Genomic DNA, 14,377 nt, shown 5'->3' on the forward strand with positions numbered 1-14,377 from the left:
CCGCGGGCGGTCCGGCCGGGACCCAGGGTCCCGGCCGGCTCCGCCGACGTCACGCGGAGGGGGTGCTGCGCCCGCGCCGCCCGTCGTAGGGTCAGGGGGTGCAGAGCCGCCGACCCGAGACCCTGACGACCCTCCTGATCCGGGCTGGTTTCGCCGACCTCACCCGGTCGGCCGCGCTGTGGCAGGACCCCGACCTGACGGCGGTCCTGGACCCCCGGCCGAAGAGCGCCCGGGGCGCGGGCCGCGCGCCGGGACCCCACCGTGGTGCGGTCACCCTCGAACCCGCCGACGCCGCCCTGCTGCGCTCGCTCACCGCCGTCGCGGACCCCGACCTCGCGCTGCTGCAGCTGGTCCGCCTCGCCGCCGCCGCCCCGGACCGGCTCCGCCCGGTCCTCGCCGTCCCGGACGGCGAGCCCGCCGAGCCCCGCGGCGACGAGGACGACGACCGGCCCCGCCCGTCCGCACGCGACCGGCTGCTGCGCGTGCTCGGCTCGTCCTCCGCCCTCGGCGACGAGCTGGTGCGCCGCCCCGCCCTGCTCGACCTCATCTGCGACCGCACCCCGGGCACCGGCGTGCCCGCGGCGGCCGTCCGGGCCGAGCTGCTGCGCGCCGTCGACGCAGACCCGGAGGCCCACGAACCGGTCGCCGGCACCCACGTGCCCGCCGACCGGGCAGGGGCGGCCGAGGGCGGCACGCCGTCCTACACCGACCGGCTGCGTCGCGCCTACCGGGCCCGGCTGCTGCGGATCGCCGCCACCGACGTGACCGCGCCCGACCCGACGGTCGTGCTGCCGGCCGTCGCCGCGGCGCTCGCGGACCTGGCGGCGGCGGCGCTGGAGGGTGCGCTGGCCGTCGCGCGGTCGGAGGAGGAGGACCATGCGGTCGGGGTGCGTCTCGCCGTGCTCGGCATGGGCAAGACCGGCGGCCGGGAGCTGAACTACATCTCCGACGTCGACGTGATCTACGTCGCCGAGCCCGGCCTGCTGCCCGACGGCACCCCGGCGTGCGACGAGGACCACGCCCTGCGGGTCGCCACGCGGCTCGCGGGCCGGCTCGCGCAGGTGTGCTCCGGCGCGTCCGCTGAGCCGGCGCTGTGGCAGGTCGACGCGGCGCTCCGGCCGGAGGGCAAGCAGGGGCCGCTCGTGCGCACGCTGGCCAGCCACGTCGCGTACTACGAGCGGTGGGCCGTGACGTGGGAGTTCCAGGCGCTGCTCAAGGCCCGCCCCGTCGCGGGCGACCTCGCGCTCGGGGACGAGTACGTGGCCGCCGTCGGGCCGCTGGTGTGGCAGGCCGTCGAACGGCCCAACTTCGTCGAGGACGCTCGCGCGATGCGCAAGCGCGTGGAGGACAACGTGCCGGTGGCCGAGGCAGACCGGCAGGTCAAGCTCGGCAAGGGCGGGCTGCGCGACGTCGAGTTCACCGTGCAGCTGCTGCAGCTCGTGCACGGGCGCGCGGACGACGACATCCGGTCGCTGACCACGCTCGACGCGCTAGCCGCCCTGTCCAAGGGCGGCTACGTCGGGCGGGAGCACGCCCGCCGGATGGGGGAGTGCTACCGGTTCCTGCGGGCCCTGGAACACCGGATCCAGCTCTTCCGGCTGCGCCGCACCCACCTCATGCCGACCGCGGAGGCCGACCTGCGGCGGCTCGCCCGCGGGCTGGGCCAGGGCGGCGCGGACGACCTCGTCAAGACCTGGCGGTCGGTGCGCCGCGAGGTGCGCGACCTGCACGAGGCCGTCTACTACCGGCCGCTCCTGCCGGCGACGGCACAGCTCTCGCGGGGCGAGGCGTCCCTCGCGCCACGTGCGGCGATGGCCCGGTTCGCCGCGATCGGCTACCGGGACCCGGCCGGCGCCATGCGGCACGTCCAGGCTCTGACCGACGGCGTCTCCCGGCGTGCGGCCATCCAGCGTCAGCTGCTGCCGGTGCTGCTCGGCTGGTTCGCCGACGGCGCCGACCCGGACGAGGGGCTGCTGGCCTTCCGCAAGCTGTCGGACACCCTCGGTTCCACCCACTGGTATCTCCGGCTGCTGCGCGACTCGGCCGAGGCGGCGTCGCGGCTGGCCCAGGTGCTCTCCTCGTCGCGCTACCTCGCGGACGCGATCGGCCGGTCCCCGGAGTCGGTGCGCTGGCTCGCGGAGTCCGACTCGCTCGCCCCCCGCGGGGTGCGGCGCCTGGCGGCGGAGGCCGACGCGCTGCTCGGGCGGGCGCAGGAGGTGGACAGCGCCACGGTCGCGCTCCGGGCGCTGCGGCGGCGTGAGCTGGCGCGTACCGGCGTCGCCGAGGTGCTGGGCGCCCTCGGTCCGGTGGATGCCGCGAAGGCCATCTCGGACGCCGCCGACGTGGTCCTGGCCGGCGGGCTGCGGATCGCGGAGCACGAGGCGCGTGCCGAGCGCGGGGTCGCGCGCGGGGACGAGCCCGCCCGGCTGCTCATCGTGGCGCTGGGCCGCCTCGGCGGTCAGGAGATGGGGTACGGATCGGACGCCGACGTCATGTTCGTGTACGAGGCGGTGGGCGGCGCGGCGGACAAGGAGGCCAACGACTACGCCCTGGCCGTCGCGAAGGGCCTGCGCCGCATCCTCTCCGCCGTCGGGTCCGAGCCGGGCCTGCCCGTGGACGCCGACCTGCGGCCGGAAGGTCGCAACGGGCCGCTGGTGAGGTCCTTCGAGTCCTACGTGAAGTACTACGGCCGCTGGTCGTCGCCCTGGGAGGCGCAGGCGCTCCTGCGGGCACGGGCGCTCTCCGGCACGCTGAGCGTCGTCGCCGCGGGCGGCCCGGGGGAGGGCGCGGTGGCGGCCTCGCTGTCCGGAGGCGGGGCGGCGGCAGCGGCCGCCGGCGGCATGCCCGACCCCGGCCGCGAGCTCGACCTGGGGCCGGGGGCCGAGGGCGGGGCGTCGCTGGGGGCGCGGTTCACGGCACTCATCGACCCGCTGCGCTACCCGGAGGGCGGGCCCGACGCGGCGGTCCTGCGCGAGGTGCGGCGCATCAAGGCGCGCGTGGAGTCGGAGCGGCTGCCCCGCGGCGCGGACCCGGCCCGCCACCTCAAGCTGGGGCGGGGCGGTGTGTCCGACGTCGAGTGGACCGTCCAGCTGCTGCAGCTGCAGCACGCGTTCGAGGTACCGGGCCTGCGGACCACGGGCACCGTCGCCGCGCTGAAGGCGGCACGCGAGGCGGGCCTCCTGACCGACGACGACGCCGAGGTGCTCCTGGAGGCCTGGCGGCTGGCGTCGCGGCTCCGTTCGGCGATCGTGCTGTGGTCGGGCCGCACCACGGGTTCCGGCGTGGACATGCTGCCGCACGACAGCCACGCCCTGACAGGGATCGCGCGCCTGCTCGGGGACGTCGGCACGGGGCCGGAGCTCGAGGAGCTGTACCTGCGGCTCGCCCGGCGGGCACGCGCCGTGATGGAGCGGGTGTTCTACGGCGCCGAGTGAGCTGACCGCGTAGCCGCGCCATCGCCGTCGGCCGGGAGGGGTCCCGGACCGTGCGTGCCAACCTTCCGCCGAACACCGTCGCGGAGGGGGAACATCAGTGCGCTTGCTCACCGAGGGCCGCCGCATCGGCGACACGTACGAGGTCGAGCGCTACCTCGGCGAGGGCGCCTACTCCGAGGTGTACCGGGTGCGTCACCGGTTCCTGGGCCGCCAGGCCATGAAGGTCCTGAAGCAGGTCGGCACGCTGGCGCAGACGCGACGGATGCTCGGTGAGGCGGTGCTGCTCTCGAGGATCGGCCACCCGAACGTGGTGCGGGTCTTCGACGCGGGCACCGTCGCGACGCCGGCGGGCGACCGTGGGTTCTTCACCATGGAGTACGTGGCGGCCGGGAACCTCGACGACTTCCGGCGGTCGCACCCGGACGGCATCCCGGTGGGCGACGCCGTCGAGATCCTCGCGCAGCTCTGCGCGGGGCTCGCCGTCGCCCACCGGGCCGACCCGCCGATCGTCCACCGTGACGTGACGCCCTGGAACGTGCTCGTCGGGTTCGACCAGGGGCGGCTCCGGGTACGGGTCGGCGACTTCGGGCTCGCCCGGCGCGCCGACGCCGGCACGGGCCTGACGAGGTCGGAGGGCACCCTCGCGTTCCTCGCGCCCGAGGCGCTCCGGTACGGCCAGGGTGCCTCGCCGGCCGGAGACGTGTACGCCGTGGGGACCGTCGCCTACCTGCTGCTGACCAACCTGCTGCCGTACCCGGACGTGCCGTTCACGGTCTTCGGCGCTCAGCACCGGGAACCACCGATCTCCCCGCACGACCTCAACCGGGAGGTCGACCACGAGCTGGCGCAGGTCGTCCTGCGCGCCCTCGCACCCGACCTGCCCGGCCGGCCCGCCGACGCCGGCGAGCTGGGCCGCGAGCTCGCGCCCTGGCGGGCGCACCACCATGCCGGTCCGCCGGCGGAAGGAGCCGGCCGATGAGCATCAGCTCGGACGTCGCCCGTGACCTCGACCGGGTGCTTCGCCCGCTCGAAGGACACGGCCTCTACCGGAACAACGCGTTCCGGGTCACGGGGCTGCCCACCGACGTGTCGCCCCGCCGGGTGCGCAGGCACCGGGAGGAGACCCAGAACCCGTACTACGTGACACCGGTGCCCGACACCGACGTGCCGCTGCCGCCGTCGGACGACGCCGACGCGCTGCGCGCGGCGTTCGAGGTGCTCCGCGACCCCCTGTCCCGGCTCGTGCACGAGCTGTTCTGGCTGCGGCCGGACCAGGCGAGCTGGCACGAGCACGCGGTCTTCGCGCACTGCCGGGCGCTGGAGGCGACGGACCCCGACGGCACGGTGGCCGACGCGGGCACCTGGGACGACTGGAGGTCGGGACTGCGTCTGCTGGCGCAGGCGTTCACCGCCGAGGAGACGTGGGAGTGGGTACGCCGCCGCGCGGCGGAGATCGACGACCCGCGCCTGTCGGTGGCCGTGCTCCGGGCCCTGCGTGAGCGGCTGCCCGAGCACGTCATCGGGGTGTCCGTCGGGCTGGCGGTGCGGGCCGCCGGCGTCTCCCGGGAGCAGGCGGACCAGCACCTGGGGGCGCTCCGTCGGGCCGGGTTCGACCCCAGGCAGGTGCGTGAGGTGGCGCGGGCGGCCGTCGAGCCCTCCGCCGGTCGGGTCCGGGCGGCGTGCGAGACGGCGCGGGCCGCCGACTCCGCCGTCGGGCTCTCGGCGGCGCGGGACCTGCTCGACGGGACGGCGGCGGCCCTGACCACCCTCTCGACGGTGCTGGGCGCCGACGACGATCTCGCGGGTGCCTGCCGGGACGAGGTGGCGCACGTCGTCAACAACCGGGTGGTCGGGTACGTCAACGAGTACCTCGAGGGCGTCGCGGGACCCCCGCCCACCGCATCAGCCCTGGCGCTGCTCCGCAGGGCTCGCGAGCTCGCGTGGTCACCGTCCGTGACTGACCTCGTGGACAAGAACCTCGCCGACCTCGACGAGCTGGCGGCGGCCGTCAGCAGCGGTGCGCGAGAACCCGCACCCGCGTGGCGTGGGTCCGCGGCACAGCGTCGCGGAGCGATGGCGGGCCAGCCGGTGGTGGCGGGCAACCAGGTCAGTGTCGGCTGCCTGCCCCTCGTGATCTTCTTCGCGGTCGGCGCGTGGGTCTCGTGGTGGCTCCTGAACCTGCCCGACATCGGGCCGGTCTGGCCGGTCGTGGGTGCCGTCCTCGGTGGGTTCGTGGCGGTAGGCCTCGCCGTCCGCGTCATCGCGTTCTTCCAGTACCTCCGATGAGGCCCCCGCGAACCGGGGTTCCCCGTACCGGCACACACGAAACTGAGAGGAGTGGATGGGTGAACGCCGCACCACGGCGCCGGGAGGGCGCCTCGAGCCTGTTGGCCTGGTCCCGGCAGCGCCGGTTCCCGGCGGAGTTCCGGATCGCCGCGCCGGTCGTCGTCCCCGGCGTCCCTGGACCGGCGCACGACGCGCCGCCGTCGGCCCCCGAGCCGGCCCCACCAGCGTTCCCACCGCAGCCGTCCCTGTCGCCCGGGGACCTGGCGGGAGACCTGCCCGACGACGTGGTGGCGCAGCTCGTGACCGAGATCTGGCGGGCCCGCAACAGGGTGGACGGACCGGCGGCCGAGCAGGATGCGCCGCGCGCCGTGCGCTGGGCGAACCGTTACCTCGGCGCCGCGACGGACCGCCTGGCCGGTGCGGGCATCGAGATCAAGAGCCACGACGGGCTGCGGTTCGACGTCGGCATGGACCTGCACGTGCTGGCCTACCAGGACGACCCGGACGTCGTCGAGGAGACCGTCGTCGAGACCATCCGGCCGTCGGTGCGCCGTGCGGGGCGGGTCATCCAGATGGGCGAAGTGATCGTGGCGGTACCGGAGAAGACGGAGGCATGACGATGCGCGACACCATTCACATCGGGATCGACCTGGGCACCACGAACAGCGCCGTCGCCCTGGCGAAGGGCGCGAGCGCCGAGGTGGTCCGGAACACCCAGAACCTGGAGTTCACGCCGTCGGCGGTGCACGTGAGCCCCTCGGGGAGCGTGCTGGTCGGGCTCAAGGCGGCCACTCGTGTGGTGGCCGACCCGGACAACGCGTGCGCGGAGTTCAAGCTCCGGATGGGTCGGCGTGACCAGGACAAGCTGTTCGAGGCGTCGGGCCGCACCATGTCGCCGGAGGAGATGTCGGCGGAGGTGCTCAAGTCCCTGCGTGGCGACGTGCGGCGGCGCACGGGTGAACCGGTCGAGACGGCGGTGATCACGGTCCCCGCCGCGTTCACCGCTGACCAGACGGCTGCCACGAGCAGGGCCGCCGAGCTCGCGGGGCTCCGGGCGGCGCCCCTGCTGCAGGAGCCTGCCGCGGCGGTCTGGGCGTACACGGCGGATGTCGAGGTACCCGAGCGGGGGTTCTGGCTCGTCTACGACTTCGGCGGCGGCACCTTCGACGCCGCGGTGGTGAAGATCGAGGACGGCGAGTTCATGGTCGTCAACCACGCGGGCGACAACTCGCTGGGCGGCAAGCGGATCGACTGGGCGGTCGTGGAGGACGTGCTGCTGCCCCGGTTGCAGGAGGACCACGGGCTGAGCGGCATCACGGCCGACCACAGCCGGCACCGCGGGGTGCTCGCGCAGCTCAAGGGCCTCGCCGAGACCGCGAAGATCGAGCTGGCCCAGCAGGACACCGTCGAGGTCACGGAGATCATCAGGATCGACGAGGGCCGTGAGGTCGAGCTCGGCTGCGTGCTGACGCGGGAGGACCTGGATCGCATCGCACGGCCGCTGGTGGCGAGCTCGATCCGGCTGTGCCGCCAGTCGCTGGCCGAGAGCGGGGTCCGGCCCGAGGCGTTCGAGCGGGTCCTGCTCGTCGGCGGCTCGTCCCAGCTCGCGCTGGTGCGCGAGATGCTGGCCGACCCGGCCGACGGCCTCGGCATCCCGCTCGACCACGGCCTGGACCCGATGACGGTGGTGGCGCGCGGCGCGGCCGTCTTCGCGGGGACCCAGCGCATCCCCTCGGTGGTGCGGGCGACCACTCCGCTCGTGCCGGGCCGCGTGCGGCTGAACCTCGAGTACGTGGCCGCGGGCCTCGACCCCGACCCGCTGCTCGGGGGACGGGTGGTGGCGGACGGCGTCGACGACTGGACGGGCGGCACGGTCGAGGTCCGCAACACGACCACGCTGCCGCCCTGGACGACCGGAGCCGTGGCGCTCCGCGCGGACGGGTCGTTCTCCGTGCGGCTGCGCGCCGAGGAGTTCGCCACCCACTCGTTCACCGTGTCGGTGCACGACCCGTCGGGCACGGAGCTGGAGACGGACCAGCCCGGCCTGACCTACCAGCGCAAGCGCGGTGGGATGGGTGGCGCGCCGACGATGAGCCACTCCCTCGGCGTCGGCCTGGTGGACAACACGGTGGCGCCGCTCGTCCAGCGCAACACCGAGCTGCCCGGCAAGGGGGAGATCCGCGGGCTGCGGACCACGCAGGCCGTGACCAAGGCGTCGGGCGACGGGCTGGTGCGGATCCCGATCCTGCAGGGCGAGCACGCGCGCGCCGACCGCAACACGGTGGTGGGCCGGCTCGACGTCCGCTCGGACGACATCACCAGGGACCTGCCCGTCGACACGGAGGTCGAGGTGGTCGTGCGGGTCGACACCAGCGGCGGGATCAGTGCCGAGGCATACGTGCCGTTCCTCGACGCCGAGTTCTCGATCGACGTGGACCTCGCGCGGCCCGTGCTGCCAGGTCTCGACGACCTGCGTGCCTCCAGAGCCGCTCTCGACGGCCGATACCACGACCTGCGCGGCCAGGCCGACCGGATCACCGCCACCGAGGCGCTGGCCCGGCTGGACCGGATGGACGCGGACGGGATCATCGAGGAGATCGACCGGCTGCTGCGGCAGTCCGAGACCGACCCGGACGCCGTGGCGACCTGCCAGGCACGGTTCCTCGACGCCGACTCCACGCTCGACGAGGTGGACGAGCTGCTGGAGCTGCCACGGGTCGTCGAGGAGGGACGCGAGGCGCAGGGCGTCGCGCGCGAGGTGGTGCAGGACGCGGGCGGCGGCCGTTACGCCACCGACCTGCGCCGTGCGGAGGCCGAGCTCGACGAGGCCATCGCGGACGGCAACCGGACGGTGATCGAACGCCGCACGGCCGAGGTCCGGGGTATCGCCATCCGCGTGTTCCAGGACAGCGGCCAGCTGCCCCTGATCCGGTTCGCAGGTCTGGAGAGCGAGCTGGACGGTGATCCGCGCAGGGAGGTGCAGCAGCTCCTCGCCGACGGCCGCGCCGCGGTCGCCGTCGGGGACCTGAACCGGCTCACCGGCGTCAACAACAGGCTCGGCCGGTTCCTCGGCCGCCCCGGCGTGCCACCCAAGCCGACGTCGCTGCTCGGTGAGGGCCTGCTGGGTAACGGAGGGGCGCGGTGAGCGCCGTCGCCGAGGCCGCGCTGCACGCCCGCGCCGGCCGGTACGACGCGGCACGGCGCGTGCTCGACGACGCCACCGGCCCGGACAGCGATGACGTCGAGGCCCTCGACCTCCTGGCCCGCGTGCACGCGCAGCGCGGTGACCTCGGCCAGGCCGACGCGTGCTGGGCGCGCGTCGAGCAGCTCGACCCCGAGCACGCCGGGGCACGTGAGGGGCGCCGCCGGATCCGGGAGACCTGGGCCGGTAGACGCTCCCGCGGGGGTGCGGCGGTCGGCGCGGCGGCGGCCTGCCTGCTGCTCGTCGGCGGGGGAGCCGTCGCCGGCTGGGCCTGGGCGCCAGGACCGGACGACCGGACGGATCCGGCGGTGGCCCAGGAGCTCGACCGGCTACGGCGGGAGATCGGTGAGCTGGGGGCGGCGGCCCAGCCGGCGGACCCATCGGCGGGCTCAGGACCGGTCGCCGCACCGCAGAGCGGGACGACGTCCGACGCGGCGACCCTCCGGGGCGTGCGGGACGCGCTGGAGGACCCGCGCTGGGCCACCACCCTCACCTCGCGGTCGGTCCTCGTGACGTTCGAGGGCCCCGTGTTCCAAGCCGGCGGCGCCCGGACCTCGGACAGCGGCGCCGACGCCCTGGCGGGCCTCGCCGAGCGGATCGGCGGCGTCCCGGACACAGCGGTGACGGTGGTGGGCCACACCAGCGACACCGCCCCGGTCCCCGGCGGGCCCTACGCCGACAACGCCGAGGTGGGACTGGCCCGGGCGCTCGCGGCGGCCCAGGCGATCTCGTCGGGCAGCGGGATCCCGCTCAGCGCGGTGGACGTGGCCAGCGCGGGCGACGTCGACCCGCCGTACCCCAACACGGACGAGACCAACCGGGCCAGGAACCAGACGGTGACGGTGTCCGTCGAGGTGGTGCCGTAGGCGCCACAGGGGTCACCCGGGCGACGGCGACAGCCCGATCGCCGTCAGGAACGCGCGGGTCGCGGGCGTGGGGCCCGGCTTGCCCCAGACGACGTACTCGACGCGGCTCGGGGCGTCCGTCACGGTGACGACGGCCAGCCCGGCGAGCTCCGGCGCGCGCAGGAGGTACGCGGCGGGCAGAAAGCCGATCGCGAGCCCGTGGCCGATCACCTGCGCCATGAGGTGCGCGTCGGTGACCTCGAAGGCCACGTCCCTGCTGAGCCCTGACCGAGCGAAGGCCTGATCGGTCTGGGCGCGCCCTGCGGACCCGTACGGGAAGTCGACGAACGGCTCGCCCGCGAGATCAGCGAGGTTCAGCACCTCGGCACCGGCCAGGGGATGCTCCGGCGCGAGCACGGCGACCAGACGGTCGCGGGCCAGCTCGTGCCAGCACACGCCCGTGGGTCGTGCGCTGCTCGGCAGGCCCAGGAACGCCACGTCGAGCCGCCCGCCCGCCACGTCCGACGTCAGCTCGTCGCTCGGCCCCGTGCGCAGCGAGACGCGCACCTGCGGGTAGCGGTTGCGCAGGTCGCGGAGGGCGGTCAGCACGTCGACGGCAGCGACCGTCGGGATGACGCCGACGCTCAGCCGCCCACGCACCTCGCCGACCGTCGCCGCCGCGTCGGCCGCCGCGCGCTCGGCGGCCTCGAGGGCCTGCCGGGCGGCAGGGAGAAAGGCCTCGCCCGCCGGCGTCAGGCGCACCTGGCGGCTGGTGCGGGCGAAGAGCCGGGTACCGAGCTCGTGCTCGAGCCGCTTGATCTGGTGGCTCAGCGCGGACTGGACCACGTGGCAGCGCTCGGCCGCCCTCGTGAAGTTCGCCGTCTCAGCGACCGCCACGACGTACCGCATCTGCTGCAGCTCCATGAGATCAATCGTCCAGCACGATCGATCACATGAAAAGGATGTGTTGGACTCATGACCGGACACCCCCGGACACTGGGCGTCATGACCACCACCACGCTCCTGCCGGGACGGGGCCGCACGGTGGCACTCACCGCGGTGACCGCACTCGTCCCGATGGTCTGGGGCACCACGTACTTCGTCACCACCGAGATGCTCCCCGCGGGATACCCGCTCTTCGCCGGTCTCGTCCGCGCACTGCCCGCCGGCCTCGTCGCCATCGCCATCGGCGCACTGCTCGGCACGGTCACCCGGCTGGTCAGGGCCCCGAACGGCGGGACGGCGCCGACCAGGGCACTGCCCCGTGGCTCGTGGTGGTGGAAGAGCGCGGTGCTCGGCATCCTCAACATCGGCCTCTTCTTCCCCTTGCTCTTCCTCACCGCCGAACGGCTGCCGGGCGGCGTGGCGGCCACCTTCGGCGCGATCACGCCCGTCGTCGTGGCCCTCCTCGCGCTGCCGGTGCTGGGCGAACCGCTGTCCGTGCACAAGCTGCTCTGGGGCGGGGCCGGCGTCGTGGGCGTCGGCCTCGTCGTGCTCGGCCCGGAGGCCCGGCTCGACGCCGTCGGCGTCGCCGCCGGGCTCGGCGGTGCCGTGTCCATGGCGCTCGGCGTCGCCCTGACCAAGCGCTGGGGCCGGCCCGACGGCGTCGGCCCGATCGCGTCCGCCGGCTGGCAGCTGACCGCAGGCGGGCTCTTCCTGCTCCCGGTCACCCTCCTCACCGAGGGCGCGCCGCCCGCCGTCGACGGCAGGGCCGCCCTCGGCTACCTCTGGCTCGGCCTCGTCGGCGGCCTGGTCGCGTACGTGCTCTGGTTCCGGGGCATCGGGCGCCTGCCCGTCACGTCCGTGGCGTTCCTCGGCCCGCTCGCACCCTTGGTCGCCGCGGGCATCGGCGTCGGCATGCTTGGCGAGACCCTGACACCCGTCCAGGTGGTCGGCCTCGTGCTGGCGCTCGCCGCGGTGCTCGCCGGGCAGCTCCCGCCACCGGGCCGCCGGGTCGCGACGCCGTCGTCGGTCGGGGAGGTCGCCCGCTGAGCATCGTCGTCCTCGGCCCGAAAAACCGTTGCTCTGCTCGTGCCCGTCGGAGCATGGTGGGTGCACCACCCGAGAGATTGGAACACCGATGACAGCTGTCACGCCCCGTGCCCTGACCCACCGCACCTCGGACGTGACAGCCTTTGTCGTACCTCAACCTCGGGATCGTCGCCCATGTCGACGCCGGTAAGACCAGCCTGACCGAACGCCTGCTGCACCACGCGGGCGTGATCGACCGCCCCGGCACCGTGGACGGCGGCGACACCACCACCGACACGCTCGCGCTGGAGCGCGAGCGTGGCATCACCATCCGCGCGTCCGTCGCGTCGTTCCCTGCCGGCGACGTCACCGTCAATGTGCTGGACACACCCGGCCACCCCGACTTCATCGCGGAGGTGGACCGCAGCCTCGCCGTGCTCGACGGCGCCGTCGTGGTGCTGTCCGCCGTCGAGGGCGTGCAGGCGCAGACCCTCGTGCTGATGCGCGCCCTGCAGCGGCTGCGGCTCCCGGTGATCGTGTTCGTGAACAAGATCGACCGCCGCGGGGCGCGCCCGCAGGAGGTGGCCGACGCCGTCGCGCGCCGCCTCAGCCCCGACGTGCTGCCGGTGCAGCGGGTGCTGGGCGCCGGAACGCCGTCGGCCCGGGTCGTGCCGCTTCCCGACGACGGTGTGCACGCCTGGCTCGCGGACGAGTCACGGCGCGGGAGCGCGCATCCCGTGCTGTTCGGGTCGGCCGTGACGGGGGCCGGTGTGCCCGAGCTGGCTACGGCGCTGGGGACGTACCTCCCCTCGGCCGGTGCCGGTGCCGGTGGGAGCGCGGCTGCCGGTGCCGGTGCGGAGGACGCGGCGCCGTCCGGGGTCGTCTTCGCGATCGACCGGGAAGGAGGCCGGAAGCGGACCTTCGTCAGAATGCGGTCGGGCACCCTGCGCGTCCGTGACCGGACCGACCTGGGGCATGGCCGGGGTGAGCGGGTCACGGGGTTGCGCGTCGCGCACCACGGGTCGCTGGAAGCCCGCCCGACGGCGGAGGCCGGCCAGATCGCCGTCGTGCAGGGGCTGACCACGGCGCGGGTCGGCGACGTCGTCGGGCCGGTGCTGCCCGGGGACGAGCGGGCGAGCCAGTTCCCGCCGCCGTCGTACGAGACGGTGGTCGACGTGGCCCCGGCAGACCGCGGGCGGCTGTACGCGGCGCTCACCGAGCTGGCCGAGCAGGACCCGCTGATCCGGGTCCGGCGCCGCGACGAGGAGATGACCGTCTCGCTGTACGGCGAGGTTCAGCGGGAGGTGCTGGCCGCCGTCCTGCAGCGGGAGTACGGCGTCGTGGCGCGGTTCGGGGAGGTCCGCACCGCCCGGACGGAGCGTCTGGTCGGTACGGGGCACGCGCTGGAGGTGAAGAAGCAGGACGGCAACGAGTTCCTCGCCACGATCGGGCTGCGGGTGGAGCCCGCGCCGGTCGGCTCGGGCGTGACGTTCGACCTCGAGTGCGAACGCGGGTCCATGCCGCCCGCCTTCTTCGACGCCACCGAGGACACGGCTCGTCGCGAGCTGGCGCGCGGGCCGCTGCGGTGGCCGGTCCCGGACGCCCGGGTGGTCATGACCCACTCGGGCTACTCGCCGCGGCAGAGCCACATGCACCAGAAGTTCAACAAGGCGATGTCCAGCACCGGAGCCGACTTCCGCGGGCTGACGCCGCGGGTGCTCGCCGCCGCCGTCCGCCGTGCGGGCACCGTGGTGTGCGAGCCGGTCCACCGGTTCGTGATCGAGCTGCCCGACGACACCGTCGGTCCAGTGACCTCGTTGGTGGGTCGGCTCGGTGGCGTGCCGATGGAGTCGGGTGTCGCCGGCGTCGGCATCGCCGTCGTGCGAGGCGAGATCCCTGCGGGGAGTGTCGCCGCCCTGCAGCGGGACCTACCGGGGCTGACCCACGGGGAGGGCGTGTGCCAGACGGAGCACGACCGGTTCGAGCCGGTGCGGAGCCCGCCGTCGCACTGACTCCGTTCACCACAGCAGTTGCTGCCATGGGCGCCTGTCGCATGGCAGCAACTGCTGTGGTGAACCGCGGCCGTGTTCGGGTTCACCCGTGCGGGGGAGCAGACCTCACGTGCGCGGGGGATCCGACGGGGCGCCGTCCCCGCGACGATCGACTGCATGAGCGCTCCGACCGAATCACTGCTCCGGCCCGCGCCGGGAGCCACTTCCGGCGCACGCCGTCTGGCCCACGTCCTCGCCCTGATCACGCTTCCGTCCGGCTTGTGGCGGATCGCCCTGGTGGTGGGGCTCCCGGTCGTCAACACCGCCATCGTGCTGCCGTTCTCCGAACGCGTGCAGATCGTCGGGCTGTCGGTCTTCGCCGAGCTGCTCGCGCTGCTGTCCCTCGGCATGGTCCAACGGTGGGGCGAGGTGCTGCCGGGCTGGCTGCCGCTCGTCGGCGGACGGCCGATCCACCGGTTCGCGGCGACCGTCCCGGCGGCCCTCGGCGCAGCAGCGCTGACCGGGCTCTGGACGTTCGCCGTCGTCAACGTGATGAGAGGGACTGCTAGCTGTTGCGGGTCATGACGTTGGTGACGCGGGGTCGGGTGTGAGGAAGGGGTAGGCCTGGCGGCAGGATGGAAGTGCGAC

General features: G+C 74.6%; 10 protein-coding genes. 9 read left to right on the forward strand and 1 reads right to left on the reverse strand.

Translation table 11 applies throughout. The features are described from left to right. The first annotated feature begins 98 nt into the window (after positions 1-98). The 6 genes from ACYVK7_RS16015 (at position 99) to ACYVK7_RS16040 (ending at position 9,788) form a co-directional block, all read left to right on the forward strand. The gene (locus ACYVK7_RS16015) at positions 99-3,434 is read left to right on the forward strand and encodes a bifunctional [glutamine synthetase] adenylyltransferase/[glutamine synthetase]-adenylyl-L-tyrosine phosphorylase (protein ID WP_460888716.1); all 3,336 of its coding nucleotides are present in this window, start codon (positions 99-101) and stop codon (positions 3,432-3,434) included. Positions 3,435-3,531: 97 nt separating this feature from the next. Further along, entirely contained in the window at positions 3,532-4,413 is an 882-nt protein-coding gene (locus tag ACYVK7_RS16020; RefSeq protein WP_460888717.1) for a serine/threonine-protein kinase, read from the forward strand. After that, positions 4,410-5,720 (forward strand): serine/threonine-protein kinase, encoded by a 1,311-nt coding sequence (locus ACYVK7_RS16025; protein ID WP_460888718.1) that lies wholly within the window; start codon positions 4,410-4,412, stop codon positions 5,718-5,720. The genes ACYVK7_RS16020 and ACYVK7_RS16025 overlap by 4 nt, the downstream gene beginning before the upstream one ends. Before the next feature lie 59 nt (positions 5,721-5,779). After that, positions 5,780-6,337: a hypothetical protein gene (locus ACYVK7_RS16030; protein WP_460888719.1), complete on the forward strand. Its 558-nt coding sequence runs from the start codon at positions 5,780-5,782 to the stop codon at positions 6,335-6,337. A gap of 2 nt (positions 6,338-6,339) precedes the next feature. Then, positions 6,340-8,865, forward strand: coding sequence for an Hsp70 family protein (locus ACYVK7_RS16035; protein WP_460888720.1), 2,526 nt, complete (start codon positions 6,340-6,342; stop codon positions 8,863-8,865). Next, positions 8,862-9,788, forward strand: a complete 927-nt coding sequence (locus ACYVK7_RS16040; protein ID WP_460888721.1) for an OmpA family protein — start codon at positions 8,862-8,864, stop codon at positions 9,786-9,788. Before ACYVK7_RS16035 ends, ACYVK7_RS16040 begins: the two co-directional genes overlap by 4 nt. A gap of 12 nt (positions 9,789-9,800) precedes the next feature. On the opposite strand, the gene ACYVK7_RS16045 is transcribed toward ACYVK7_RS16040, so the two are convergent. Further along, entirely contained in the window at positions 9,801-10,691 is an 891-nt protein-coding gene (locus ACYVK7_RS16045; RefSeq protein ID WP_460888722.1) for a LysR family transcriptional regulator, read from the reverse strand. An 81-nt stretch (positions 10,692-10,772) separates the two neighbouring features. Between ACYVK7_RS16045 and ACYVK7_RS16050 the strand changes: the two genes are divergently transcribed. The 3 genes from ACYVK7_RS16050 (at position 10,773) to ACYVK7_RS16060 (ending at position 14,314) form a co-directional block, all read left to right on the forward strand. Further along, positions 10,773-11,759: an EamA family transporter gene (locus ACYVK7_RS16050; RefSeq protein WP_460888723.1), complete on the forward strand. Its 987-nt coding sequence runs from the start codon at positions 10,773-10,775 to the stop codon at positions 11,757-11,759. A gap of 143 nt (positions 11,760-11,902) precedes the next feature. After that, the gene (locus tag ACYVK7_RS16055; protein WP_460888724.1) at positions 11,903-13,750 is read left to right on the forward strand and encodes a GTP-binding protein; all 1,848 of its coding nucleotides are present in this window, start codon (positions 11,903-11,905) and stop codon (positions 13,748-13,750) included. Positions 13,751-13,906: 156 nt separating this feature from the next. Further along, on the forward strand, positions 13,907-14,314 hold the full coding sequence (locus ACYVK7_RS16060; RefSeq protein ID WP_460888725.1) for a hypothetical protein: 408 nt from the start codon (positions 13,907-13,909) through the stop codon (positions 14,312-14,314). Positions 14,315-14,377 lie beyond the last annotated feature (63 nt).

This window comes from Promicromonospora xylanilytica (genome assembly GCF_054782895.1).

Coding starts and splice junctions, on each gene's coding strand:
- ACYVK7_RS16045 (WP_460888722.1), bottom strand. CDS start 10,691: ATGGAGCTGCAGCAGATGCGGTACGTCGTGGCGGTCGCTGAGACGGCG.
- ACYVK7_RS16060 (WP_460888725.1), top strand. CDS start 13,907: ATGAGCGCTCCGACCGAATCACTGCTCCGGCCCGCGCCGGGAGCCACT.
- ACYVK7_RS16025 (WP_460888718.1), top strand. CDS start 4,410: ATGAGCATCAGCTCGGACGTCGCCCGTGACCTCGACCGGGTGCTTCGC.
- ACYVK7_RS16050 (WP_460888723.1), top strand. CDS start 10,773: ATGACCACCACCACGCTCCTGCCGGGACGGGGCCGCACGGTGGCACTC.
- ACYVK7_RS16035 (WP_460888720.1), top strand. CDS start 6,340: ATGCGCGACACCATTCACATCGGGATCGACCTGGGCACCACGAACAGC.